The sequence below is a fragment of the Achromobacter sp. ESBL13 genome (assembly GCF_036668755.1).
GTDB lineage: Bacteria > Pseudomonadota > Gammaproteobacteria > Burkholderiales > Burkholderiaceae_B > Achromobacter.
This window is the reverse complement of sequence record NZ_JAZEVT010000001.1, coordinates 159,306-183,889: the sequence shown is the minus strand read 5'-3', so window position 1 is coordinate 183,889 and position 24,584 is coordinate 159,306. Positions and strand designations below refer to the sequence as shown.

Annotated in this window: 17 protein-coding genes; 13 read left to right on the top strand and 4 right to left on the bottom strand. The window is 64.1% G+C overall.

Going from position 1 to position 24,584, the window contains the following annotated elements; all coding sequences use genetic code 11:
• Positions 1-2: 2 nt before the first annotated feature.
• From V6F88_RS00905 to V6F88_RS00885, 5 genes are all read left to right on the top strand, one after another.
• Positions 3-1,622 (top strand): AMP-binding protein, encoded by a 1,620-nt coding sequence (locus V6F88_RS00905; RefSeq protein ID WP_332607498.1) that lies wholly within the window; start codon positions 3-5, stop codon positions 1,620-1,622.
• Between the two features lie 4 nt (positions 1,623-1,626).
• A complete protein-coding gene (locus V6F88_RS00900; protein WP_332607497.1) occupies positions 1,627-2,370 on the top strand; it encodes a GntR family transcriptional regulator in 744 nt (247 codons plus the stop codon).
• A 155-nt stretch (positions 2,371-2,525) separates the two neighbouring features.
• The gene (locus tag V6F88_RS00895; protein WP_332607496.1) at positions 2,526-3,788 is read left to right on the top strand and encodes an ABC transporter substrate-binding protein; all 1,263 of its coding nucleotides are present in this window, start codon (positions 2,526-2,528) and stop codon (positions 3,786-3,788) included.
• A gap of 221 nt (positions 3,789-4,009) precedes the next feature.
• Entirely contained in the window at positions 4,010-4,423 is a 414-nt protein-coding gene (locus V6F88_RS00890) for an NUDIX hydrolase (RefSeq protein WP_332608907.1), read from the top strand.
• A gap of 189 nt (positions 4,424-4,612) precedes the next feature.
• Positions 4,613-6,007 (top strand): GntP family permease, encoded by a 1,395-nt coding sequence (locus V6F88_RS00885; protein ID WP_332607495.1) that lies wholly within the window; start codon positions 4,613-4,615, stop codon positions 6,005-6,007.
• On the opposite strand, the gene V6F88_RS00880 is transcribed toward V6F88_RS00885, so the two are convergent.
• Positions 5,986-6,897 (bottom strand): LysR family transcriptional regulator, encoded by a 912-nt coding sequence (locus tag V6F88_RS00880; protein ID WP_332607494.1) that lies wholly within the window; start codon positions 6,895-6,897, stop codon positions 5,986-5,988. The two genes, V6F88_RS00885 and V6F88_RS00880, sit on opposite strands and share 22 nt — an antisense overlap.
• A gap of 210 nt (positions 6,898-7,107) precedes the next feature.
• Between V6F88_RS00880 and V6F88_RS00875 the strand changes: the two genes are divergently transcribed.
• Positions 7,108-7,863, top strand: coding sequence for an SDR family oxidoreductase (locus V6F88_RS00875; RefSeq protein ID WP_332607493.1), 756 nt, complete (start codon positions 7,108-7,110; stop codon positions 7,861-7,863).
• A gap of 94 nt (positions 7,864-7,957) precedes the next feature.
• Here V6F88_RS00875 and V6F88_RS00870 read toward each other — a convergent pair whose 3' ends face one another.
• Entirely contained in the window at positions 7,958-10,057 is a 2,100-nt protein-coding gene (locus tag V6F88_RS00870) for a TonB-dependent receptor (protein ID WP_332607492.1), read from the bottom strand.
• Between the two features lie 388 nt (positions 10,058-10,445).
• On the opposite strand from V6F88_RS00870, the gene V6F88_RS00865 reads away from it, so the two are divergent.
• Positions 10,446-11,330 (top strand): crotonase/enoyl-CoA hydratase family protein, encoded by an 885-nt coding sequence (locus tag V6F88_RS00865; protein WP_332607491.1) that lies wholly within the window; start codon positions 10,446-10,448, stop codon positions 11,328-11,330.
• Between the two features lie 26 nt (positions 11,331-11,356).
• Here V6F88_RS00865 and pdeR read toward each other — a convergent pair whose 3' ends face one another.
• Positions 11,357-13,354, bottom strand: coding sequence for a cyclic di-GMP phosphodiesterase (pdeR, locus tag V6F88_RS00860; protein WP_332607490.1), 1,998 nt, complete (start codon positions 13,352-13,354; stop codon positions 11,357-11,359).
• 335 nt (positions 13,355-13,689) lie between these two features.
• The gene (locus V6F88_RS00855; protein WP_332607489.1) at positions 13,690-14,685 is read right to left on the bottom strand and encodes a Bug family tripartite tricarboxylate transporter substrate binding protein; all 996 of its coding nucleotides are present in this window, start codon (positions 14,683-14,685) and stop codon (positions 13,690-13,692) included.
• A 221-nt stretch (positions 14,686-14,906) separates the two neighbouring features.
• Here V6F88_RS00855 and V6F88_RS00850 point away from each other — a divergent pair, with 221 nt between their 5' ends.
• The 6 genes from V6F88_RS00850 (at position 14,907) to V6F88_RS00825 (ending at position 24,564) form a co-directional block, all read left to right on the top strand.
• Positions 14,907-16,682, top strand: coding sequence for an IlvD/Edd family dehydratase (locus V6F88_RS00850; RefSeq protein WP_332607488.1), 1,776 nt, complete (start codon positions 14,907-14,909; stop codon positions 16,680-16,682).
• Between the two features lie 80 nt (positions 16,683-16,762).
• Positions 16,763-17,446: a GntR family transcriptional regulator gene (locus V6F88_RS00845; RefSeq protein ID WP_332607487.1), complete on the top strand. Its 684-nt coding sequence runs from the start codon at positions 16,763-16,765 to the stop codon at positions 17,444-17,446.
• Positions 17,447-17,733: 287 nt separating this feature from the next.
• Entirely contained in the window at positions 17,734-19,845 is a 2,112-nt protein-coding gene (locus V6F88_RS00840; RefSeq protein ID WP_332607485.1) for a type VI secretion system Vgr family protein, read from the top strand.
• Complete coding sequence (locus V6F88_RS00835; RefSeq protein ID WP_332607484.1) at positions 19,842-20,738, top strand: DUF4123 domain-containing protein; 897 nt, start codon at positions 19,842-19,844, stop codon at positions 20,736-20,738. Before V6F88_RS00840 ends, V6F88_RS00835 begins: the two co-directional genes overlap by 4 nt.
• The gene (locus tag V6F88_RS00830; protein WP_332607483.1) at positions 20,645-23,449 is read left to right on the top strand and encodes a T6SS effector BTH_I2691 family protein; all 2,805 of its coding nucleotides are present in this window, start codon (positions 20,645-20,647) and stop codon (positions 23,447-23,449) included. The genes V6F88_RS00835 and V6F88_RS00830 overlap by 94 nt, the downstream gene beginning before the upstream one ends.
• Positions 23,449-24,564, top strand: a complete 1,116-nt coding sequence (locus V6F88_RS00825; RefSeq protein ID WP_332607482.1) for a hypothetical protein — start codon at positions 23,449-23,451, stop codon at positions 24,562-24,564. The genes V6F88_RS00830 and V6F88_RS00825 overlap by 1 nt, the downstream gene beginning before the upstream one ends.
• The last annotated feature ends 20 nt before the right edge of the window (positions 24,565-24,584 follow it).

Here is a 24,584-nt window from a genome sequence, read left to right as displayed (position 1 = left end):
CCATGACGCAGCCTTTTTCGACCTTTGCCGCGCACCTGGACGCGCTGGCAGACCGCCGCCCCGACGCCAGCCTGCTGATCGACCAGAACGTGCCGATCAGCGCGCGGCAGCTACGCGATCAAAGCCGCGCGTTGGCGGCGGGCCTGGCGCATATCGGCGTGCGGCCCGGGCACCGCGTGGCGCTGTGGTTGCCCAACTGCGCCGCCTGGGTAGAGTCCTTTCTGGCGTGCGCGCATCTGGGCGCGCTGGTGCTGGCCGTCAACACGCGCTTTCGCGCGCTGGAAGTGGCCGACATATTGGGACGGGGCCAGGCAGACTGGCTGGTGTTCTGGCCGGGGTTCAAGGGCATTGATTTCGCGGGCATTCTGGCCGACGTGCCGGCACAGGAGTTGACGCGCCTGCAAGGCGTCGTGGCCATTGCCGACTCTGACGCGGGCGCCCCCTTCGCATCCCTGCATGGCAAGCCCGCGCATCGCTATGCCGACCTGCTCGCCACCCAGGCCCGGCCCCCTTCCCCGCACGGCAACGCCGGGGTGCTGTGCTTCACCACGTCCGGCACCACGTCCAAGCCCAAATTCGTATTGCACGACCAGCAAACGCTGCTGCGCCACGGTGCCACGGTGGCTGACGCTTTCGAGTACGACGACGACAGCTGCATCCTGGCCAGCGCACCGTTTTGCGGCGCGTTCGGCTTTGCCACCTTGGTGGGTGGCCTGGCGCGGGGCGTGCCGGTGGTATGCGCGCCCGTATTCAACGCCGCCGAATCGGCCGACGCCATCGCCCGCCATGCCGTCACGCACACCTATGCCAACAATGAAGCGTTGGTGGGCATGATGCAGGCGGCGCCGGCCAGCGCGTTCCAGTCCGCCCGGCTGTTCGGCTTTGCCAGTTTCACGCCCGCGCTGGACAACATGCTGGACCTGGCGCGCCAGGCCGGCGTGCCCTTGACCGGCCTGTACGGCTCCAGCGAACTGATCGCGCTGGTGGCGGGCCAGCCCCGCGATCCGGCCCAGGGCGACGTGGCGGCCCTGCACCAGCCCGGCGGCACCCTGATCTACCCCGACGCCCGCGTGCGCGCCCGCGACCCGGACAGCGGCCAAGTGCTGCCGCACGGCCAATCGGGCGAAATCGAAATCCTGTCGCCCAGCCTGATGCAAGGCTATCTGGACAACCCTGAGGCGACCCGCAACGCCGTCACCGCCGACGGCTATTTCAAGACGGGCGACCTGGGCTACACGCTGACCGAACGCCAGTTTGTGTTCCAGACCCGCATGGGCGATTCGCTGCGCTTGTCGGGCTTTCTGGTGAACCCCGTGGAAATCGAACAGGTGGTTGAAACCCTGCCTGGCGTGCGCGCCTGCCAGGTGGTGGGTGCCATGCGCCATGGCAAGTTCGTGCCCTACGCCTTTGTGCTGCTGCAAGACGGCGCGCATGCCGATCCCGCCGCCTGGACCGCCGCGTGCAAGGCGGCGATGGCCGGCTTCAAGGTGCCGGTGGGTTACACGGTGCTGGACGCCTTTCCCTCGGTGGAAAGCGCCAATTCGGTCAAGATCCAGAAACATCGGCTGCGCGACATGGCAAACGCTATGCTCTCGGATCCCTCCTCACCGCCCGCGCCCTGACCCCATGCCCGCCCGCAAGCTTTTTTCGCGCAGCCCCCAGCCGCTTTACCTGCAAGCGGCGGCGCTGTTTCGCAGCCATATCCAGAATCGAACCTGGCGGCCGGGGCAACAGATTCCGCCGCTGGAATCGCTGATGGAAACCTATGGCATCTCGCGGGCGACCATCCGGCAGGCGTTCGGCCTGTTGGAACAGGACGGGTTGATCCGGCGTTCACGCGGGTCGGGCACCTTCGTCAACGCCGAACTGCCGGAAACGCCCACGCTGCTGATACCCAAGACCTGGGCCGAAACGGTAGAACTGAGCAACCAGCTGGGCACCGTGTCGCTGGTGGAATCCAGCGCCGATTCCCCCTTGCCCGACACGCTGGGCATGCCTTGCGAGGCAGACCGCAGCGGGCTGTTCCAGTATTTGCGGCGCGTGCACACCACGGATGCCGGCCCCTTTTGCTACAGCGAAGTGTTCCTGGAAAGCGGACTGTTTCGCAAGCATCGCACCCGCATCCAGAAAAGCACCGTGGCGCCCGTGCTGGACCAGTTCTACGGCACCCGCATCACCGAAGCGCGCCAGGTGTTGAACGTGATTGAAGCCGGCCAGGAGTCGGCCGAATCCTTGCAGATTCCCGTGTCGTCCCCGGTGGCGGAGCTGCGTCGCTACGCCTGCATCGACGGTCGCGTGGTGTATTTCGCGCGGCTGGAATTTCCGTTTCGCAAAGTGCGGATGGAATTCGATTTGCTGGCCCAGCGCTGACGGGTCAAGGCCCAGGCCCCGCCCCGCCCTCGCCACCATCGCCCAAGGAGCCCATCGCCCGTCCACGCCACTTTCGCGGCCCGCCCCAAAAAAGCCAGAGCGCCATCAAGGCGCCAGCAGGTTTTCACATGATCCGGCACAAGAGGAGACAAACCATGGCTTACGCCAAGATGCCCCGGATTTCCATGCAATGCCGCAGCACGATTACCCGTTTGTTCGCCGCTTCCGCCCTGGCGGCGGCGGCTGCCACCCCGGCGTGGGCGCAGCAGCCGGCCGCCATCTCTGACGACATCGTCAGGCTGGGCCTGATCCTGGACATGAGCGGCGTGTACGCCGACGTGACGGGCAAGGGCAGCGCCACCGCCGCCGAGATGGCCATCGCCGATTTCGGTGGCACGGTGCTGGGCAAGAAGATCGACCTGATGGTGGTGGACCACCAGAACAAGGCCGACATCGCCGCCGCCAAGGCGCGCGAGTGGTACGACACGCAGAAAGTGGACGCCATCATGGACGTGGCGGGGTCCGCGCCCGCGCTGGCCGTGCTGGAAGTGGCCCGGGAAAAGAAGAAGATCGTGGTGTTCAGCGGCCCAGGCACGGAACGCATCACCAACGATTTATGCTCGCCTTATTCGGTGCACTACACCTACGACACCTGGTCGCTGGCCAACACCACGGCGCGCGCCACCGTTGAAAAGGGCGGCAAGAGCTGGTACTTCCTGACGGCCGACTACGCCTTTGGCCACACACTGCAAGCGTCCGCCACCGAGGTCGTCAAGGCCAACGGCGGCACGGTGCTGGGCGCATCGCGCCACCCTTTGGGGTCCAGCGATTTTGCGTCCTATCTGCTGCAAGCGCAGGCCAGCAAGGCGCAAGTGGTCGGCCTGGCGAACGCGGGCGGCGACACGGTTAACGCCATCAAGGCGGCCAGCGAATTCGGCCTGACCAAGGGCGGCCAGAAAATGGCCGGCCTGCTTCTGTACATCAACGACATCCACGCCATCGGCCTGGACGCCGCCGCCGGCCTCACCTTGACCGAAGCGTTCTACTGGGACATGAATGACCAGACGCGCGCCTGGTCGCAGCGCTATTACGACAAGCTCAAGAAGATGCCCAACATGAGCCAGGCGGGCACGTATTCGTCGGTGATGCACTACCTGAAGGCGGTGCAGGCGGCCGGCACCGACGCGCCGGAAGCCGTGATGAAGCAGATGAAGTCCATGCCCATCAACGACTTCTTCGCCACCAACGGCCGCATCCGCGAGGACGGGCGGATGGTGCATGACATGTACCTGTTCGAGGTCAAGCAGCCGTCGGAATCCAAGCGGCCGTGGGACTACTACAAGCTGGTCGCAACGCTGCCGGGCGACCAGGCGTTCATGCCCTTGTCGAAGTCGACCTGCCCGCTGGTGAAGAAGTAGCAAGCCCGCTCCAGGCGGTGGCGCGTCCGAATACGCTAGGATGAGCGCCACCGCTTGGAGATTTCCGCATGCCCACCGCCGCGCCGCCCCCCGGTTCCCCTTCCAACGCCGCCCCCCCTTCATCCGCTGCCCAGCGTGCAAGCGCGGCCTCGGGTTCGTCCACGGCGACCCCGTCATCCGATCCCGCCGCCGCCGCTGCGCCCGAGCCGGCGCGTGGCCCCATCGCCGCCACCATCGCCGCCGTCATCCGTGATGGCCACGTGCTACTGGTGCGCCGCGCCAACCCGCCCGACGAAAATTGCTGGGCTTTCCCCGGCGGCAAGATCCACGCCGGCGAGCCATTGGAAATCGCCACTGCGCGAGAACTGCTGGAAGAAACCGGTGTGGTGGCCGAGCCGCTGCTTGTGTTCGACGCCGTCGACGTCTTCGACCGCGACGAGGCCGGCGTGCTGCGCCGCCATTTCATCTTGATCGCCATGCTGTGCCGCTGGCAGTCCGGCGAGCCGGTCCCGGGCGACGATGCGCGCGACGCGCGGTGGGTCCCGCTGTCGGACCTGGAAGGCCACGAGCTGGCCACCAGCTTCGGCGTGGCGCGGCTGGCGCGCAAGGCGGCGGCATTGATGTCAACGTTGTGAATCCCCGGCGAAACCTCGTCGATGTTTGAACCCTATTTGTCTCGCTGGAATCTCGTGCCTGACGGCGCCCCTATCCAGACCCATGCGGCGCGCCTGCTGCGATGGGTGGTGGGCGAGGTGCGGCTTGCCGGAATGATCGGGTAAGGTGTATGCCCTTCACCCCTTATCTCTTCATTCCTGGAGTCCTGAATGACCGGATTGTTTATCGTGGTGGCGGCGCTGGCGTTTCTGATGCTGGCGGCGTATCGAGGCTATAGCGTCATTTTGTGCGCGCCCATCGCCGCCATGGGCGCGGTGCTGTTGACGGACCCTTCCGCGCTGGCCCCGGTGTTTTCGGGCATCTTCATGGAACGCATGGCGGGGTTTGCCAAGCTGTATTTCCCCGTGTTCCTGCTGGGCGCCGTGTTCGGCAAGCTGATCGAGCTCTCCGGCTTTTCGCGCGCCATCGTGCAGGCCGTGCTGCGCATGATCGGGGCCGAACGCGCCATCATCGCCATCGTGCTGGTCTGCGCGGTGCTGACCTACGGCGGCGTATCGCTGTTTGTGGTGGTGTTTGCCGTTTACCCGTTCGCGGCCGAAATGTTCCGCCAGGGCGGCATCCCCAAGCGCCTGATGCCGGGCGCCATTGCGCTGGGTGCGTTCACCTTTACGATGACGGCGCTGCCGGGCACGCCGCAGATCCAGAACATCATCCCCACCACCTTCTTTGAAACCACGACGTGGGCCGCGCCATGGCTGGGGCTGATCGGCGCTGCCTTCACGCTGACGGTGGGCGTGACGTACCTGGAATGGCGCCGCAAGCGCGCGGCGGCGGCCGGGGAAACCTATGGCACTGAACTGCGCAACGAACCCACCACCCCGGCCACGGAACGCAACCACCACCCGCTGATCGCGCTGCTGCCGCTGGTGGTCGTGGGGGTGATGAACTTCTTGCTGACGCGCTGGATTCCGGGCTGGTATCCCGCCGGTTCAGAAGTGGACCTGCCCGGCCTGGCCAAACCCATGCCCATCAACGCCGACGACCAGGTCGCGCTGTGGGCCGTAATGGGCGCGCTGATTGCCGGCATTGCCACCATCCTGCTGTTCTCGTTTTCGACCATCAAGGCGCATTTTGCCGAAGGCAGCAAAAGCGCCGTGTCGGGCGCGCTGCTGGCGTCCATGAACACGGCGGCCGAATACGGCTTTGGTGGCGTCATCGCGGCGCTGCCCGGCTTCTTGCTGGTGGCCGACGCGCTCAAGGCCATACCCGATCCGCTGGTGGGCGAAGCCGTGGCGGTGACGTCGCTGGCGGGCATCACCGGGTCCGCCTCGGGGGGCATGAGCATCGCGCTGGCCGCGATGGCGCAGACCTTTATCGACGGCGCGGTGGCCGCCGGCATCCCCATGGACGTGCTGCATCGCGTTGCCGCGATGGCCAGCGGCGGCATGGACACCTTGCCGCACAACGGCGCCGTCATCACGCTGCTGGCGGTTACCGGCCTGACGCATCGCCAGTCGTACGGCGACATCTTTGCCATCACGCTGATTTCAACGCTGTCGGTGTTTGTGGTGATTGCGGTGTACTACCTGACCGGCATCGTCTGATCGAATGCGGTGGCGAACACCTGGACCAGCCACTGCGTGAAAACGCGCACCCGCGCGGACACCTGCCGGTTCTGCGGATACAGCACCGACACCGGCATGGGCGCGGGCGGCAGGTGCGACAGCACGATGCGCAGATGGCCGGCCGCCAGTTCGCGCTCGACGCGATAGCGCGGCACCTGCACCAGGCCCAGCCCGGCCAGCGCCGCGCTGGTGTAGAGCTCGGCGCCCGTCACGCTGACCACGGACGCGGGCCGCGCCGTGACGTTGCGCCCGTCCACCATGAAATCCAGCGCAATGGCGCGCCCGCTGGCGCTGGACACATAATCCACCGCGCGGTGGTGCGCCAGATCATCCAGGCTGGCGGGGGTGCCGAAGCGCGCCAGATAGGCGGGGCTGGCCACGGTTACCTGCGGCATCAGCGCAATCTGGCGGCCCGCCAGCGAAGAATCCTGCAAGGCGCCCGCGCGCAACACGCAGTCCACGCCTTCGCGCACCAGGTCCACCAGCCGGTCGTCTTCGCCCAGGTGCAGGACAATATCGGGATAGCGTTCCAGAAAGCCGGGTAGCCCCGGCATCACGAAATACTTGGCCAGCGTGCCCTGCGCGTTAACGCGCAGCAGCCCCTTGGGCGCGGTGTTCAGGAATGCGCCGTCGGCCTCTTCCAGGTCGGCCAACAGGCGCACGCAACGCTGGTAGTAAGCCTCGCCGTCGTGCGTCAGCCGGACCTGCCGCGTGGTGCGTTCCAGCAACCGTGCGCCCAGCCGCTGTTCCATGCGCTTGATGAGGTTGGTGACGGTGGCGCGCGGGATGCGCAGGTCTTCGGCCGCCAGTGAAAAGCTGCGCCGCTCGGCGATGCGGACGAACACCTGCATTTCCTGGAATCGGTCCATGTCTTGGCGGGGATTATTAATGCAAATGAAATGAAGTTAGCGATTATCGGGTAATTATTTTCGGTTTGGAATAGTTCATGATTCGTCCCAAGCCGGGTGTTTAAGCCGAATATCACACCCGAACATCGCAGGCCGATATCCGAAGCTTCGCCTCTAGCCCAACGCCCTACGCCCTACGCCCCACGCCCTTTTTTGAATCGGAGATTCCCAATGAACAAGCAAGCCCCCGAACAAGCATCTCGACGCGTCGCCCTGGTCACTGGCGGGTCGCGCGGCATCGGCGCCGCCATCGTGCGCCGCCTGGCCGCCGACGGGTACGCCGTGGCCGTCAACTATGCCTCCAGCGCGGCGCACGCCGACACCCTGGTCAGCGACATTCGCCAGGCCGGCGGCCACGCGTTGGCGGTGCAGGCGGACGTGGCGCGCGCCGACCAGGTGCGCGCGATGTACGACAAAGTGGAAGCCGAGCTGGGCACGGTACACGCGCTGGTCAACTGCGCAGGCGTGTTGATGGTGCAGCCGCTGGCGGATACCACCGACCAGGCCTACGACCAGACGTTCGACATCAATACGCGCGGCACGTTCAACACGCTGCGCGAGGCCGCCACGCGGCTGGCGGACGGCGGCAGCATCATCAACGTGTCCAGCACCACCGTGGCAACGAACCTGCCCGGTTACGCCATCTACATTGCCAGCAAGGCGGCAGTCGAAAGCCTGACGCGCGTGTTTTCGAAGGAATTGCGCGGCCGCCGCATCACGGTCAACGCCGTGGCCCCCGGCCCCGTCGCCACCGAGCTGTTCCTGAAAGGCAAAAGCCCTGAGCTGATCGAGCACTTTGCCAAGATGCCGCCGCTGGAACGGCTGGGCCAGCCGGACGACATTTCCGGCATCGTGTCGTTCCTGGCCGGCCCGGATAGCGGCTGGATCAACGGGCAGGTGCTGCGCGCCAACGGCGGGCTGGCATAGCGATGCGCCGGCGCGGGCGGGCGGCCAGGCGCGTGCCTCGTGATAATGCGCGCGCCGCGATATGGCCACTCTGCCCCGCGCCGGCCGTGCCTTTTCAGAACCGATACTGTGCGGTTGCGACCACGGTGCGCGGCTCGCCCACCTGGATCTGCCCCGCGCTGGTGGCGGAGCCGTAGTAGGTCTTGTCGGTGATGTTGCGCATCGCCAGGCGCCAGTCCCACTTGCCTGTCCGGTAACCCACCAGCGCATCCCAGCGCGCGTAGCCGGGCAACGTGGTCAGGTTGGTGTTGTCGGCGTAGCGTTCGCCCACGAACGTCAGCCCGGTTTCGCCATACAGGCCGTCGGCCGGCTTGTAGGTCAGGAACACGCTGCCGTTGCGCCGCGCCACGTTGCTGACGCGGTTGCCCGCCATGCCGTTGTTGTCTTCGATGATGGACGCGTTCTGCAAGCCGATTCCGCCCCGCAGATACCAGTTGCCCATCAGCCGGCCGGCGGCGGTCAGCTCAATACCGCGCGACCGCTGCTTGCCGGTCAGCAGCACCAGCGTGGGGTCGTTGGGGTCGGTGGTGCGGCGGTTATAGAGTTCAAGCTGGTACAGCGCCAGCGTGGTGCTCAGTTGCCCGTCCAGCCAATCGCTTTTGACGCCCACTTCCGTCTGGCGCGTGTGTTCGGGGTCCAGGTCATTGGTGTTGCCGCGCGCGTTCGGCGTGATGCCGATGGTGCCGCCGCCCGTGGGCGAAAACGTCTTGCTATACGACGCATAGAAAGAATGGTCGCGCAGCGGCGTCCACACCAGGCCCACGCGCGGGCTGACACCGCTGCTGTCGTGCGAGGCCGATGCGTCCAGCAGGCGGTTGGTGGAATCGATGCTGAAACGATCCATGCGCACGCCCAACAGCACCTGCCATGCGTCATTCAGACGGATCTGGTCCTGCACGTAATAGCCCTGGCTCTTGACCTTGTGCCGCGCATCGCTGCTGACGGCCATGCGGCCGTTGTGCTGCAAGGACAAATCCGGGTCGTACAGGGCCAGCGCCGGAACAGGTTGCGCGCCGGGGCCGCTGGTGGCCGCGGTATACAGGGTGGGCGAACGGTCCTGCTGCGCCAGTTCCACCCCGAACAGCACGCGATGCTCGATGCCGCCGGTATGGAACAGGCCTTCCGTTTCCAGGTTGTTGGTGATGTTGCGGGTGCTCAGATCCTGCTGCCAGCGGGTGCGCGTGACCTTGCCCGTGGCGGCGTTGTAGCCGGTCAGGTAGGTGTTGTCGAAGTCGCTGTCCAGCTTGAAGACGCCCAGCGTGTAGCGCAGTTGCCAGTCGGGCGCCAGCGTGTACGCCAGCCGTGACCGGAACGACTGTGCGCGGTCGTCGATGTAGTCGCGGTCGGGGTCGCCGTAAACCGTGCCGCGGCCCACGTCGGCCGGGCGGCCATTGACGCTGGGGATGCCGCGATCCGGTGTGCGGTCGTAGCGGCTGTATTCGTACTGCACCAGCCAGTCCAGGTTGGGCGTGATGCGCCAGTTGATGGCGGGCGCCACCAGCTGACGCGTGCCGCCGATCTTGTGGCGGAAACTGTTGCTGTCTTCCTGGCCCACGTTCAGGCGCACGCTGACGTTGTCGGAGGGGTCGGCGCTCAGGTCGCCGTAGACGCTGCGCAAGTCCCAACTGCCCGTCTGCGCTTCGATGCTGGATTCACGGCCGGGCTGCGGCGCCTTGCTGACGCGGTTGACGATGCCGCCCTGGCTGCCCCGCCCGTACAACACGGCGGCCGGCCCTTTCAGCACTTCGATGCGTTCAATGTTGTGCAGGTCGCGCACGTACTGGCTGTCGTCGCGGATGCCATCCAGATAGAAGTCGTTGCTGGCGTCAAAGCCGCGTATGCGCACGGAGTCGAACCGCGTGTCCTGCGCGCTGGATACGTTGGGCATCCCGGATAGCGCGTCGCTGATCGTCGTGATGCCGTAGTTCTGCACGTTTTCAACCTTGACCGTGTCGATGGTCTGCGGCACGTAGCGGGCCGGCGTCTGCGTGCGCGTGGCGGTGGTGACTTCGGGCACGCGCGGGTCGTCGGCATTGGCCCCTTCGACACTGATGGCCGGAAGTTGCGCCGTCTGGGCTAGGGCCTGCGGCAGGGCGGATGACAGGGCCAGGGCAAGTGCCCAGGACAGGCGGCGGGGGACAAACGGCGGATGCATCGCAAAGCCCTTGATCGATTCAGGTTAACGAAAGCCGCGATGCTATCGAGAATCGATTCTATTTACAAATGAGAATTATTTTCCGTTGCCCAAGGGCAACAAGCTCATCCGTCTGCATGACGCGTCCGCCGGCACGGACCTGCCCCGCGCCCCCCCGGAAACTCGCGAATTTGCGAGCTTGCTCATCCGTTGCGGCGATGCGCCCCCTCGCCCGAGAGGGCGAGTCTTGCCATGCGTTGTTGTGGATTTTGCTTTCTTCACTCCGGAGTTTGACCTACGGCCAAGTCTGGCCAGCCGGACGAGATTTGCATGAGACGGCACCCGGAAGGTCTGGTTTAGGCTGACCCGGCAGTACTCCGACTCACCTTGATCGATTGGACGAAAGCAAATGAATCAACTCATTCATACAGACTGCCATCCCTTCACCGCCGCGGGAAACATGAAGCAGATATCCGCCTTTTATGAGGAGGGACGTCGAGTCATGTGGATGATGCTGCGTGCGCAACCGCGGCCGTGCTTCAACCACGAACTTATCGACGAAATCATGACCCTGGCGCGCGCCGCCAAGGATTCCGGCCTGCCGATCGACTTCTGGGTCACGGGCTCGCTGGTGCCGCAGATCTACAACGTGGGCGGCGACTTGAACTTCTTTGCCGAAGCCATCCGCACCGGCAAACGCGAAGCGCTGCGTGCCTACGCCCGAGCTTGCGTGGACTGCGTACACGCCGCCTCGCGCGGTTTCGATACAGGAGCAATCTCGCTGGCCATGATCGAAGGCACGGCGCTTGGCGGCGGCTTTGAAGCCGCGCTGGCGCACCACTTCGTGCTGGCGCAGAACAATGCGCGCATGGGCTTTCCGGAAATGGCGTTCAACCTGTTCCCCGGCATGGGCGGCTATTCACTGGTGGCGCGCCGGTCCGGCATGAGGCTGGCCGAAGAGCTGATCAGCTCGGGCGAATCGCACACGGCGGAATGGTTCCACGGCAAGGGGCTGGTGGACACGTTGTTCGAACCGGGCGAGGCGTATCGCGCCACCCGCACGTTCATCGACGTGATGCGGCCCAAGCTGAACGGCATACGCGCCATGCTGCGCGCTCGCCAGCGCGTGCTCAACCTGTCGCGTTCCGAACTGATGGACATCACCGAGGACTGGGTGGAAGCCGCGTTCTCGATTGACCCGAAGGACCGCGCCTACATGGAACGCCTGGTGCTGGCGCAGAACCGTCGCAGTGCCGTCAGCAGCGACGCGGCGCAGGAAGCCACCATGCACTAAGCAAGCCTGCCGCGGCGCGGGCGGCATCAAGCAATCAGATGCAGCCGGCGCCGTTGGGCCAACCAGGTGACGAATTCGGACGCGGGCATGGGCTTGGCGTACAGGTAGCCCTGCTTGGCGTCCACGCCCAGCGTGTCCAGGAACCCGGCTTCTTCGGTGGTTTCCACGCCTTCGGCGATCACCTTCAATTCCAGCGTGCGCGCCACCGCCACGATGGCGCGGGCCAACGCCTGCGACACCGGATTTTCGTTCACGCCGCGCACAAAGCTGGCGTCCAGCTTGATGGCGTCCAGCGGTATGCGCGCCAGTTGCGACAGCGACGAATAGCCGGTGCCGAAGTCGTCCAGGTGCACGCGCGCGCCCAGTTGTCGGAACTGCTTGATAAGGTCGATGGCGGCGCCCTCGTCTTCGATCAGGCAGCTTTCGGTAAGCTCGATATCCAGCATGCACGGGTCCAGCCCCGCGTCGCCGATGGCACGCATGAAGTCGCTGACCACGCCCTTGTCATCCAGCTGGCGGGCCGACATGTTGATGGCGATGCGGATGTTCAAGCCGTCGCGTTTCCAGGCGGCGGCTTGGCGCGCCGCTTCGCGCATCACCCACACGCCCAGCGGCGAGATCAGGCCGGATTCTTCGGCATAAGGGATGAAGGTGCCGGGGCAGACCATGCCGCGTTCGGGCGAGCGCCAGCGCAGCAAGGCTTCAACGCTGTGTACTTCGCCGGTGCGGCCGACCAGCTTGGGCTGGTAGTACAGCATCAGGTGGTTCTCGGCCAGGGCCTTGCGCAGGTTGGTGTCCAGCCACACGTAGTCGGCGTTGCGGCGGTCCATGTCAGGCTGAAACACGCGGTAGGTGTGGCGCCCTGCTTCCTTGGCCACGTACATGGCGATGTCGGCGCTGCGCACCACGCTGTCCAGGTCGGCGCCGTGATCGGGGTACATCGCGATGCCGATCGAACAACTGGTGTAGACCTCGATCAGGCCTTGCCGGAACGGCTCGCGCAAGCGTTCGATGATGCGTTCGGCGGTGGCTTCCAGTTCCCAGGCCTGCGCTTGTTCCTGCAACACGATGAATTCGTCGCCGCCCAGGCGGGCCAGCGTCTGGCCGGGCGACAGGCAGGTTGAGATCGCCACCGACACGGCCTTGAGCAAGCGGTCGCCAAAGCCGTGGCCGTAGTGGTCGTTGATGCGCTTGAAGTTGTCCAGATCCAGGAACAGCACGCCGCCGCGCCCCTCCTGCCCCGCCGCCAGCGCCGCCTTCAAGCGCGCGGTGATCGCGTGGCGGTTGGGCAGGTTGGTCAGCATGTCGGTGTTGGCCAGCACGCGCAGGCGTTCCTGCGCCGCGCGTTCTTCGGTAATGTCGGTGCCCGAGCAGATCAGGTAGACGCGCTTTTCACCGCTGCCGCTGGTGACGAACTTATTGCGGAAAAGGAATAGGCGCGGGCCCTTGACCGTGTTGATCAGGCGTTCCACTTCGTACGACTGCCCGCGCTTGTAGAACTCGGCGATATTGCGGCGCGAGGCAATGGCCTCTTCGCGCGTCATGAACATTTCGAACACGCTGCGTCCGACGATGTCCTGTTCGCGCTTGCCCGTGTATTCCTCGCTAAGCTTGTTGAAGCGTTGCACGCGGCCGTTCTGGTCCACGATGACGATTACCGAATTGGCCTCGGACACTACGGTTTCGGCAAACGACAGGCCTTCAACCAGGTCCTTGGCGACCGACTCGGTATCGGAATGGGCGGACGCGGTGCCGGCCCATTCATTGGGATTGATCTTGCGGCCCACCAGGTGCAAGCGCAGCACGTCGCCATACAAGGCGATGTCGATGCGTACGCTGGAGGTAATCCCCGTCAGCTTTCGAACAATGTCAGCCTGATCCGGCCTGAGCGCCATCGCGACATTCGTCGCCCCCTTGATGGCGGCCAATTCCATGGCGTCGCTATCGGCCGACAGACGCCAATAAGGGCTGTGCGTACCGAAGTGCGTGTACAGGATCGACTTTTCGTCTTGATTCTCTGTCATCGTGGTATCCCCCCACTGTCCTAGGCTGGACCGCAAAGAACATTACGGCCTAGTCCGAACAGGGTCAATACCCGTGTGCGGCGCACAAATCCTGTATTGCGAATTATTGCATCGGCTTTTCCGCCGACCGGCCGCACGAAGCACTTCCCATCGGCAATTAATGCGTGGTTTCCCCTTTGCACGAACGTGTTGTTGCGCGATGCCCGGTGGCGTTGCACAAAAAATAACGCCGAAGATTCGCGAGAATCTTCGGCGTGCGATCAACAACAATAAGGCGACACCAGGCCAATGTCCCGGTCGATGTCCCGGGCTATGTCCTGATCAATAAGGCGGGATCAGTCCCCCTTCACACCCGCCTCGTCGATCACCTTGGTCCAGCGGGCCAATTCGGCAGACACCCGGGCGCTGGCATCGGCCGGCGTCGTCCAGGTGGCGATGGCGCCCTGGTTCAACAACGAAGCCTGCACCTGCGGCTTGGCCAGAATCTTCTTCAATTCGCCGTTCAGGCGGTCGATCACCGGCGCGGGCGTATTGGCGGGCGCAACGATGCCGAACATCGAGCTGACTTCAAAGTCCTTCAGGCCCGCTTCGGCAGCAGTCGGCACATCAGGCAGCGCGTCCACGCGCTTGGGCGAGGTCACCGCCAGCGCGCGCAGCTTGCCCGCCTTGATGTTGGCCTGCGCGGCCGGCACGGTTTCGATCATGCTGAGCACCTGGCCGCCCATCAGATCGGTCATGGCGGGGCCGCTGCCCTTGTACGGCACGTGCAGGATGTCGACACCCGCCGTTCGCTTGAACATTTCGCCCGCCAGATGCTGCGGCGACCCGTTGCCGGCCGACGCCATGGTGATGTAGCCGGGCTTGGACTTGGCCAGCGCGATGAATTCGGACAGCGTCTTGGCCTGCACCGACGGGTTCACCACGAACACCAGGGGCACGGTGCCTACGATGGACACCGGCGCAAAGCTCTTTTCCACGTCATACGTGACGCGGCCGCGATACAGCGCGGCGTTGATGGAGTGGCTGGTCAGCGCGCCCATCAACAGCGTGTAGCCGTCGGGTTGCGCCTTGGCGACCTGGTCCGCGCCGATGTTGCCCGCCGCCCCCGCACGGTTTTCCACGATGACCGATTGGCCCAGCGCGCCCGTCAGTTCCTGCGCCAGCACGCGGCCGATCACGTCGGTGGCGCCTCCGGGCGGGTACGGCACGATCAGGCGGATGGGCTTGTCGGGATAGGCATCGGCCGACAAAGCTGGGGCGGACACGCCGGCGCACAAGGCCAGCAGGGAAAACAGGACGGCACGGCGCGGCCGCAGACGCAGGTCTGACATATAGGTCTCTCCAGCCGGGATGAGTATAGGAATGGACGGACGCCCGGCTCGTCAACCGCGCCAGTGTAGGAGCCGAAACTTGATTGAAGAATCAGAATTTTTCTATCGACTGATCGGAAATTTCGATCAGTATTTTGGGTTGCAGAAACCGCTTGCAGCCGCTTTCAAAGGCTGGCTATGATCTTGCACCTGGATTATCAATAATATTATCGGGACTGAATATGACGGACGAGACCAAGGGCGCCAAGCCCGCGATGGGCCCTTTTGACAGCGACAGCGCAACCGCGCAGGGCGTGGCGCGCGGGCTCACCAACTACGGCGACAAGGGCTTCTCGCTGTTCTTGCGCAAGGCGTTCATCAAGGGCGCCGGCCTGTCGGATGACGCACTGGCTCGTCCCATCATCGGCATCGTCAACACGGGCAGCAGCTACAACCCGTGCCACGGCAATGCGCCGCAGCTGATCGAAGCCGTCAAGCGCGGCGTCATGCTGGCGGGCGGCCTGCCGATGGACTTCCCGACCATCTCGGTGCACGAGAGCTTCTCGCAGCCCACCAGCATGTACCTGCGCAACCTGATGTCGATGGACACCGAGGAAATGATCCGCGCGCAGCCCATGGACGCCGTGGTGCTGATCGGCGGCTGCGACAAGACCGTGCCCGCGCAGCTGATGGGCGCCGCCTCGGCCGGCGTGCCCGCCATTCAGTTGGTGACGGGGTCGATGCTGACCGGCTCGCATCGCGGCGAACGCGTGGGCGCCTGCACCGATTGCCGCCGCTACTGGGGCCGCTATCGCGCCGATGAGATCGACGCGCCGGAAATCGCCGACGTCAACAACCAGCTGGTCGCCAGCGTGGGCACCTGTTCCGTGATGGGCACGGCCAGCACCATGGCCTGCATCACCGAGGCGCTGGGCATGATGGTGGCGGGCGGCGCGTCGGCTCCCGCCGTTACCGCCGACCGTGTGCGCGTGGCCGAACGTACCGGCGCCACTGCCGTGGCCATGGCCGCATCGCGCCTGACGCCCGACCAGATCATCAACGGCAAGTCCATCGAAAACGCCTTGCGGGTGCTGTTGTCGATCGGCGGGTCCACCAACGGCATCGTGCACCTGACCGCCATCGCCGGCCGCCTGGGTATCGACATCGATTTGGCCGGGCTGGACCGCATCAGCCGCGAAACCCCCGTGCTGGTCGACCTGAAGCCGTCGGGCCAGCACTATATGGAAGACTTCCACGACGCCGGCGGCATGCTGGCGCTGCTGCGCGAGTTGCGGCCTTTCCTGCACCTGGACGTAATGACGGTATCCGGCCGCACGCTGGGCCAGGAGCTGGATGACGCACCCGCGCCCTTCAAGCAGGACGTGATCCGCACGGCCGCCGCCCCCATCTACCCGGTGGGCGGCCTGGCCGTGCTGCGCGGCAATTTGGCCCCGGGCGGCGCCATCATCAAGCAGTCGGCCGCCAACCCCAAGCTGATGGAACACGAAGGCCGCGCCGTGGTCTTCGAAGACGCCGAGGACATGGCGCGCCGCATCGACGACGACGCGCTGGACGTGACCGCCGACGACATCCTGGTGCTCAAGCGCATCGGGCCGACCGGCGCGCCGGGCATGCCGGAAGCCGGCTACATGCCGATCCCGAAAAAGCTGGCGCGCGCCGGCGTCAAAGACATGGTGCGCATTTCGGATGGACGCATGAGCGGCACGGCGGCCGGCACCATCGTGTTGCACGTCACGCCCGAATCCGCGATCGGCGGCCCGCTGGCTTACGTGCAAAATGGCGACCGCATCCGCCTGTCGGTGGCCAACCGCGAAATTGCGCTGCTGGTGGACGATGCCGAACTGGCGCGCCGCGCGGCGGAAAAGCCCATCACCCGGCCCACCGCCGACCGAGGCTACCGCAAGCTGTTCCTGCAAACCGTAACGCAGGCCGACCAGGGCGTGGATTTCGACTTCCTGCGCGCTGGTGTTACGCATGACACCGTGCCGAAGAAATAAGTGGGCCCGGCGTCAATTACCTGGCTTGAAACCCCTGGCGTAGATCGCCGTAAAGCAAACCGACCCGGCAACCTTCCGACATGAACGCCATCACGCCCGACGCCCTGCAAGCAGAGGCCCCCGACGCCACGCAATCCGCGGTGGCAGCCCTGGAAGAAGACATCGTCTTCGGCCGGCTGCACCCGCGCGAACGCCTGACCGAAGACGAGCTGATGGCGCGCTTTTCCATGAAGCGCCATGCGGTGCGCCAGGTGCTCACCGAGCTGGAACTGTTGGGCGTGGTCGAAAAAAAGCGCAATGTCGGCGCCGTGGTGCGGACATTTTCCGCACGTGAAGTCATGGAGCTGTACGCGTTGCGCGAGGTGCTGGAAGTTCACGCCGCCAGCCAGATGCCGCTACCCGTTCCCGAAGCGCGGCTGGCGGCTTTGATCACGGTCCAACGCGAACACGACGCCGCCGTGGCCGACGGCGACGCACGCCGCGTGTTCCGCAGCAACCAACGCTTTCACCGCGAATTCTTCGGCCTGCTGGACAACGCGGTGCTGGGCCAGGCCATCGAGGAATACGCCCGCCGCACCCACCCGATCCGCTTCGGCACCCTGGTCGCCGCCGGCCCTCGCGAACGCGCCAGACAAGAACACTGGGCCATGATCCACGCACTGCGCGACGGCGACCGCGAGGCGCTGATGACAGTCTGCCGCGAACATCTGCTGCCTTCGCGCGACGCGTATCTGGCGTCGGAGCAAACGCGGCTGCGAGCGTGATGCGCGGCGCAGGCAGGGCCGATTCGGCTTAAGCCCCCGGTTCGGCCAGGACGCACGGCCTGACTGTTACCCAAGTTGGCGACTCGCATCGCAAGCCCTACTTGGAAATACGGTTAACAAGTATGTCGATGATGCCCAAGGGTAAGGTTCAGAAGCCAGTCCTCTGACTTTCCTATTCGCCCTATAGCCACTGTCTGAAAGGCCATGCGCTTTTCGTAATCGTCCTATAGCCCTGTCCCGGCGACGTGGCCGACCATGTCGGCATCTCACGTCCCGGGGGGGCTATCGTGACTCATCTGTGCGACCTGCGCTTTACCTTTGGCGTCGTCGGCGGCTTGGATTTCGAGCTTGTCGAGTTCACGTTTGACGAGGCGCTTTCCGAACCGTTTCGCCTGCACCTGGAACTGGCCAGCGCCGATGCGTCGATCGACTTTGCCCGGATCCTGGATCAACCCGCGCTGCTGACCATTTGGCGCGACGATGCCCCGTTGCGGTACATCCACGGCGTCGTGTCCCGTTTCGAACAAGGCACGACCGGCTTTCGCCGCACGCGCTACCGCGCCACCGTGGAACCGCAGCTGGCCCGCGCGGGCCTGTGTTCCGATTGGCGCATCTTCCAGCACCAGTCCGTGCCCGAAATTCTGCAAAGCGTCCTGAAAGAGCACGGCATCCTTGATTACGAGCAGACGATCACGCATGAGCACCTGACACGTGAATACTGCGTGCAGGCCGGCGACACGGACCTGCACTTTGTTGAACGTCTGGCCCGAGAAGAAGGATTCTTCTACGCCTTTCACCACCACGCCAAGGGCCACCGGTTGATACACAGCGACCGCCTGCAAATACACGGCCGTATCGACGGGGATCCCGTGCTTTATCAACCGGCGCCCGGGGGTGACCAAACCGAACCCGCGCTGCGCCGGTTCTCTTATGCCGAACAAGTCCGTACCGCCCGGCAAACCCAGCGCGACTACACCTACACCCATCCGCGGTACGACCAGGAACACAGTCACGACGGCAGCGACCTGCAACATCAGCACGCCCATTACGAACGCTACGACTACCCCGGTCGCTACAAGCGCGACGAAGCGGGAAAACCCTACACAGAAAACCGATTGCGCGGCCTGCGGCGTGACGCGCGCGTCGCGACTGTCGAGGGCGACGATCCTCGTCTGGAGCCAGGACTTTCGTTCGAACTGGTCGGCCACCCACGCAACGACTTGAACCAAGGCTGGCGTCCGATACGCATGCGCCATCATGGCGTCCAGTACACCAGCCAACAAGAAGACGGCGCCGATGCGCAACGCGGCACGCAATACCGCTACACCGCGGAACTGGTGTCAAAGCACGCCGAATGGCGAGCCGAACCGTTGCCCAAGCCTCGGATCGACGGGCCGCAGATCGCCACCGTGACGGGCCCCGCGGGCGAGGAGATCTATTGCGACAACTACGGACGCGTCAAGGTGCAATTCCCCTGGGACCGCTTGGGCAAGCATGATGAGCACAGCTCATGCTGGATCCGGGTGTCGCAAAACTGGGCGGGCGCCACGTGGGGTCACATGGCAATACCCAGGATCGGACAGGAAGTCATCGTGAACTATCTGGACGGCGATGCGGACCAGCCGGTCATCACCGGCAGAACGCACATGGCGCTGCAGCTGCCGCCGTATGAGCTGCCCCGCCACAAGACACGCATGACGATCAAGAGCCAGACCCACAAGGGCCAGGGCTACAACGAACTGCGATTTGAAGACGAGCGGGACCAAGAAGAGATATACGTCCACGCGCAGAAGGACCAGAACATTCACGTCAACCACGACGAGAACACGTTTGTCGGCCATGACCGCAGCGAAAAAGTGGAAAACGACGAAACCATCGTGATCGGCCATGACCGCGAGGAAACGGTGGGCAACGATGAACGCGCCGACATTGGCCGGGATCGCCGGCACCGGATCGGCCAGGACGAGGTGCTGGAAGTCGTACGGGACCACAGCATCATCACTGGCAAGGACCGAACAGACGAAGTGGGGAACAATCGTCGCGACAAGACGTTTGCCCATCACTGGATTGAAACCGGCGGTCACGTCGAACACCGGATTCAAGGGCATCACCGCATCGAAGCCGGACAGGCGATTGAACGCGCCACCACCGTCTACCGCCTTCAAACCCGCGAGCGGATCGTATTGCAAAGCCCCGGTGGCTCGATCACGCTTGATGAAGGCGGCATCACGCTGGACGGTGTCGCCGTCAATATCAAGGGCCCGCTTAATCAGCGAGGCTCGGGCGCGGGCGTCGCGCTCAACATTGACGGCACGCCAAACGCCGACGAACCCATTTGCCTAAGCTGCTGGCTCAAGGCGGCAAAAGAGCGCACGGCCCTGATGAAGGTGGGCCCATGATTCCGTCCCAACTGCAACGGGCTCTGGCAGAAGACATACACGGCGCGCCGCCCGGGCAAGCGCGTTATTCGATGGTGTTGATCGATATGGCGGCGTTATCCGACGCGCAACGCGACAAAGTCCAGCGCGCCATGGCTGGCAAGCTCCATCCGCTCTTGCTGGACCCTGAGTTCGCGATCTTACGGCCGCTGGGCGCGATGCTGGCCGGCCCGAGCGAAGGCGGTCTTTCTTCGCTGAACGGTTTGGCATCCATAGCGAGCCCCTACGACACCGACATCGCCCAAGCCTGGATCACCAGCACCCTCAGTCCGGCCGACCTGGCCGTCCATTTAAGCCAGGCCAGTTTCGCGGTGGATCAAAACGGCGAACGTTACCTGCTGCGCTTCTACGACCCGTTGATCACCCCCGTTTTGCACAGGCAAGCCGACGCTGCCTGGGTAGACGGCGTGTTTGCACCCATCATTTCATGGTGGTTTACCGGTGCCGATCTCAAGCATCCGCAATGGCACCGCATTCCGGGCGGTGCAAATGCCCAATGCCGTCCGCCCACGCCCCTGGTGTTGACGGAGGCGCTGTGGACGGCCCTGGCGGCGAATCCGCTTGAGCACCGCTTGCTTGACGCGCTCGAACGAGCCACGGCTGACCTGTTCTCTTCCCCGTGCCGCGGGGTGCGTTTGGCGCATATTCGGACCCATCTTGCGTCGGCCCATCAGATCGGGCTGCGCCGCCATGACGATTTGATCGCCTTCGTATTCACGGCCTTGTCGCGGCCGGCCGCCAGCCTTCAGGCCGACCGCGCATGGCAGCAGGCGCTGCAGCATGCCGTCGCTGGCGGAACACCCCTAGCCGTCGCCACCTCGATCCCTACTCCGCGCAACAGGACTTCCCGATGACGATGCCGACCCTTGAATCCCCGGTGCCGGAAATTCTCCGCATCGCTGATCAGACGCGCTGCGACGCGGGCCCCAGCGCCGTGGTCGCGTGCAAGAGCGAAGTCGCCATCTTGCCCCTGCGCTATGCCGTTGTGACCGACGCCGGCCCGGGCCTGGATACCTTGGCGCCTGCGCTACCGCCCCACCTTGTCGCCGATTTTCCGCCGCTACAGGGCAAGCACGCGCGCTATGCCGTACGCACGATGCGCAGAGGCTATCTGTACCTGTTCACGAAGCGCTACACGAAGGACTGGTTCTGCGAAAGTGCCTATCGCACCTATGACACCGGTCTGTTCAAGCGTGTCTTTCCCTATGCGCCCCAGCATCACGCTCTTGAGCCGATCCATGAACCCACAGCCCGTGTGCACGATCTGCACGGCCCGGCCGAAAGCGGCCCCGGTGCCTGGACCGTGTGCCTGAAAGCCCCCGAAGACATCGAAGAACTTCGCGCGCTGTTCACGCCCGATCCCTTGACCAAGCGCATGCTGGACTTGATATCCAGCTTCAGCCCGCTACGCAATCAACTACAGAACTTCGATATCCGAAAGCTGCTGATGTCGTGCTCGCGTACGCCGGACGTGCTGGACCCCAGCATCATCGACGACACGCTGGCGGACGCCATCGCGCAAGGTCAGCCCGACACCGCGTCCGTCCTGGCAGGCCAGCTTTATTCCGATCCCGAGAACCGCTACGCGCGCCAAATCGTCGCCCTGGATCTGAAGGAAAGCGCACGCCGTGCTCGCGGCTTTGGCATCGTGCTGCACGACGCCATCGGGATCACGCAGCAGCTCAATAGCTGGCGCAACGACGCCTATGTAGCCGTGCAGCGGTACTTGGACAAGAAGGACGGCAATGGCGTCGAGAACCAGCGCAAGGTCTTGGTGGCCCAGGCGTTTATCGACGTCAAGCAGCAGTTCGAAACCCGCTCGGCCGCGCTGGAAGCCCAACATTTCATCGACATCGAGCGCGCAAGGATTTACGACCCCGGCATGGCGGTGGGCCGCAACTGGGTCTTGAACGACGACGAGCGTGAACGCTGGGACAGCGCAGCAGACCAGTACATCACCCAGTTCGAAGGCGCGATGCGCGCCAAGATGCAGGCGAAGCTGGACAGCGGTGAGTACCGGCGCAGGTTCGACAGCAAATATCTGTCTCCGGCAAAACCGGGGCAGGCGGTGCGCGTGGCGGACATGGAGGTGGAGTTGAAGACGTTCGACACGGTGTCGGCGGCCGCCGAAAACGTCGGTGCCAAGCGCGCCAAGGATCACGAACGCTGGCTCACCAGCGAACAACTGCTGAGCGCGCTGGACGTCTACGACGACCGGGATCTGACCAGCGGCTGGCGCTTTGCGGGCCAGACAGGCTTGTGCGTGCTGGGCGCGGACGGATGTTCCAGCACGGCGGACCTGATCCAACAATGGTGGACGGGAAACCCGACAGACCGCGCCAACCTGGCGATGCGCGGCTTTGCGCTGAATCAAACAGAGATTCAGGCGGAATTGCAACGCACGCTGGACGCAGCGCGCCTTCAAGCGCAAACCCAGGCGCGTGATCCTATTCTGTCTAACGACAGGATGATGCAGCAGGTGCAGGCCTGGTTCGTCGCCGTTCAACATCTGGCTGATCTATTCGACAAGGCGAACGGGTTGTTCGAAGCCTTGTCGGCGGCTGGCGAAACGAATCTGGCGGGCGGCGCCCTGGCCTGGTATTCCAGCCTGGGCCGCCAATCCCTGCGCTACGGCTCGACCGGCAAGGAATGGGCCTTCCATGGCATCACCCGAAGCTGGCTGGCGGCCAGCGTCAGCAAACGGGCGACGAACTTGCGTATCGACGAACTGACCAAGTTAGGGCGCAGCGCGGATCCCAAGCAATTGCGCGCGCAGATTGGCCGGAACACTAGATTCGCATTTGCCACCGAACTTGTGGACGCCCATCGCAGCGACTTTTACAAGCTGCGCGCCAGCAGTTGGTTGTTGTTTTTTGAAGCGGCGTTGATTGCACTGCGGGTGCGGGATATGCCCGACGATGAACGCGGCGCGGGGGAGTTGGTCGCCCATGGGCTGCTGGCCGGCGCTGCGGGGACGGAAATACTGGCGGCCGGGACGGAGCTGGTATTGCAGCATTACAGCGCCGCCAGCGTCACTGGGCGCGGCGCGACGGTGTTTCTGGGGCAGTTGAAGCTGGTCGGTGGAACGCTCGCGGCGGTGGGTGGGGTGGTGTTGATGGGGTATGACCTCAAGGATGGCCTGGGAGCATTGAAAGAAACCAAGCATGAGTTGGCATTTGCCCATTACCTTAGATTCCTGGCCGCTATTGCGATGGTGGGCAGCCAATCCAGCATTGCCTTCGCCGCCGCCGGTCCGATGCTGAAGATCCTGGCAGAGCGAGGAGGAAAATCATACGCGTTGACCTCGCTCCTTCTCGTGGCGGCAAGGGCTTCCTCATTCCTGGGAAGGCCCGCCATGTTCGCACTATTGCGTAGTCTGCTTCTGCGCAGCACGTTGATTGGGATTGCCGCCACCTTGGCTATAGCCGTTTTTGATGACGACGCGCTAGAAAAATGGTGCAAGCGCTCTACCTATCGCGGCATCGAGTACCAAGGCAACAGCCCGCACAACGAACTGGAGAATGAGTTGGCCGATTTGTACAGCGCCTTGTTGGAGATAATCTGATGTACCTGATGGAATGGATTTTGTGGCTTTCCGTCATCAAATCCGATGCCTGGCTGCAGGAACAGGCGGACGAGAATCCGAACGACCTTGCCAGCAGGCCTTTGGAACCGGTCTATGAGGATCTACTCGTCGCGGAATATGCACGATTGCGTGCCGCGCGATCTGACCACGCCGAATCCAGAAGCCCGGTATATGCCTGCGACAACACCATCCTGGAGATGCGTTGCGGCGCTATGGAAGAAAAGCGGGGATTCATGACTCTCATGTCCGCGTTTTTCTTTTGGCCCACTCTCGTCGCCATCGAGGGCATTCCTATACTTTTTACTGAGCCAAACGCTGGCCACTGGAGTATCAGCAAGGCGGCCGTTTTTCTTCTTCTTGTCGTAATGAGCGCAGCATCGCTCTACATCTACTTCAAATACCTCTTCCGCTTCACCCGCCTGGAATCCCTTACGTCCCGCCACCTGCTCATCCGATTCAACCGCATCACCCGCCAGGTCTACCTGCACCGCCCCCCCAGTTGCGGCGGTATCGCCGTGCTGCCTTGGGACGACATCCATCACGATGCAGTCCCCGGCGTGAACCTTGTCGTTGGCTGGTACCCGCCCTATTCCCCGCTGCCTTTTCCCAACATGGTTTTCGTCGGCAAGAAAAGCGTCAGCGAATTCGATATGAAAGCCGAATGGGAGTACATCCGCCGCTACATGGATGAAGGCGGTCTGGATGCGGTATCCCCGCCGCGCCTGAGTTCGCACCTGCCCTTGCCTTGGGCCGCCTTCGCGGCGCAGTTTGAGGCGTTGGGTCCGTACCTGCGTCACAGCGGCCCACTGACGTGGCTTGGAATGCTATTGATATCTCCGGCCCTGCTGGTTATCGGCCTGGGACATTGGGTGTCGCTCATATTGTGCTGGCGTCCGCGTTGGCCAAAGATCATTCGGGAAGCCGGCTTGCCCGGCAAGCCGACCCCGCCGTTGACCACCATCGACGACTACCCGCCGGACGTTCGTGCGGCGCTGCTGGAGAATGCACATCGATGGGTCGTGCGGCCCGGTTCGCCGCCACCCCGGCCCAAACGATTTTCCCTTAAGGAAAGCTGGGAAAACCGCAAGCGCTGACTGCCAATCGCTTGCCGCTA

Bases quoted from the DNA above. Each gene is read 5' to 3' on its own strand.
- V6F88_RS00875 (WP_332607493.1), top strand. From the start codon at position 7,108: ATGAACAAGCAAGCCCCCGAACAAGCATCTCGACGCGTCGCCCTGGTC.
- V6F88_RS00865 (WP_332607491.1), top strand. From the start codon at position 10,446: ATGAATCAACTCATTCATACAGACTGCCATCCCTTCACCGCCGCGGGA.
- V6F88_RS00825 (WP_332607482.1), top strand. From the start codon at position 23,449: ATGTACCTGATGGAATGGATTTTGTGGCTTTCCGTCATCAAATCCGAT.
- pdeR (WP_332607490.1), bottom strand. From the start codon at position 13,354: ATGACAGAGAATCAAGACGAAAAGTCGATCCTGTACACGCACTTCGGT.
- V6F88_RS00880 (WP_332607494.1), bottom strand. From the start codon at position 6,897: ATGGACCGATTCCAGGAAATGCAGGTGTTCGTCCGCATCGCCGAGCGG.
- V6F88_RS00850 (WP_332607488.1), top strand. From the start codon at position 14,907: ATGACGGACGAGACCAAGGGCGCCAAGCCCGCGATGGGCCCTTTTGAC.
- V6F88_RS00855 (WP_332607489.1), bottom strand. From the start codon at position 14,685: ATGTCAGACCTGCGTCTGCGGCCGCGCCGTGCCGTCCTGTTTTCCCTG.
- V6F88_RS00870 (WP_332607492.1), bottom strand. From the start codon at position 10,057: ATGCATCCGCCGTTTGTCCCCCGCCGCCTGTCCTGGGCACTTGCCCTG.
- V6F88_RS00830 (WP_332607483.1), top strand. From the start codon at position 20,645: ATGGCAGCAGGCGCTGCAGCATGCCGTCGCTGGCGGAACACCCCTAGC.
- V6F88_RS00885 (WP_332607495.1), top strand. From the start codon at position 4,613: ATGACCGGATTGTTTATCGTGGTGGCGGCGCTGGCGTTTCTGATGCTG.
- V6F88_RS00895 (WP_332607496.1), top strand. From the start codon at position 2,526: ATGGCTTACGCCAAGATGCCCCGGATTTCCATGCAATGCCGCAGCACG.
- V6F88_RS00835 (WP_332607484.1), top strand. From the start codon at position 19,842: ATGATTCCGTCCCAACTGCAACGGGCTCTGGCAGAAGACATACACGGC.
- V6F88_RS00900 (WP_332607497.1), top strand. From the start codon at position 1,627: ATGCCCGCCCGCAAGCTTTTTTCGCGCAGCCCCCAGCCGCTTTACCTG.
- V6F88_RS00845 (WP_332607487.1), top strand. From the start codon at position 16,763: ATGAACGCCATCACGCCCGACGCCCTGCAAGCAGAGGCCCCCGACGCC.
- V6F88_RS00905 (WP_332607498.1), top strand. From the start codon at position 3: ATGACGCAGCCTTTTTCGACCTTTGCCGCGCACCTGGACGCGCTGGCA.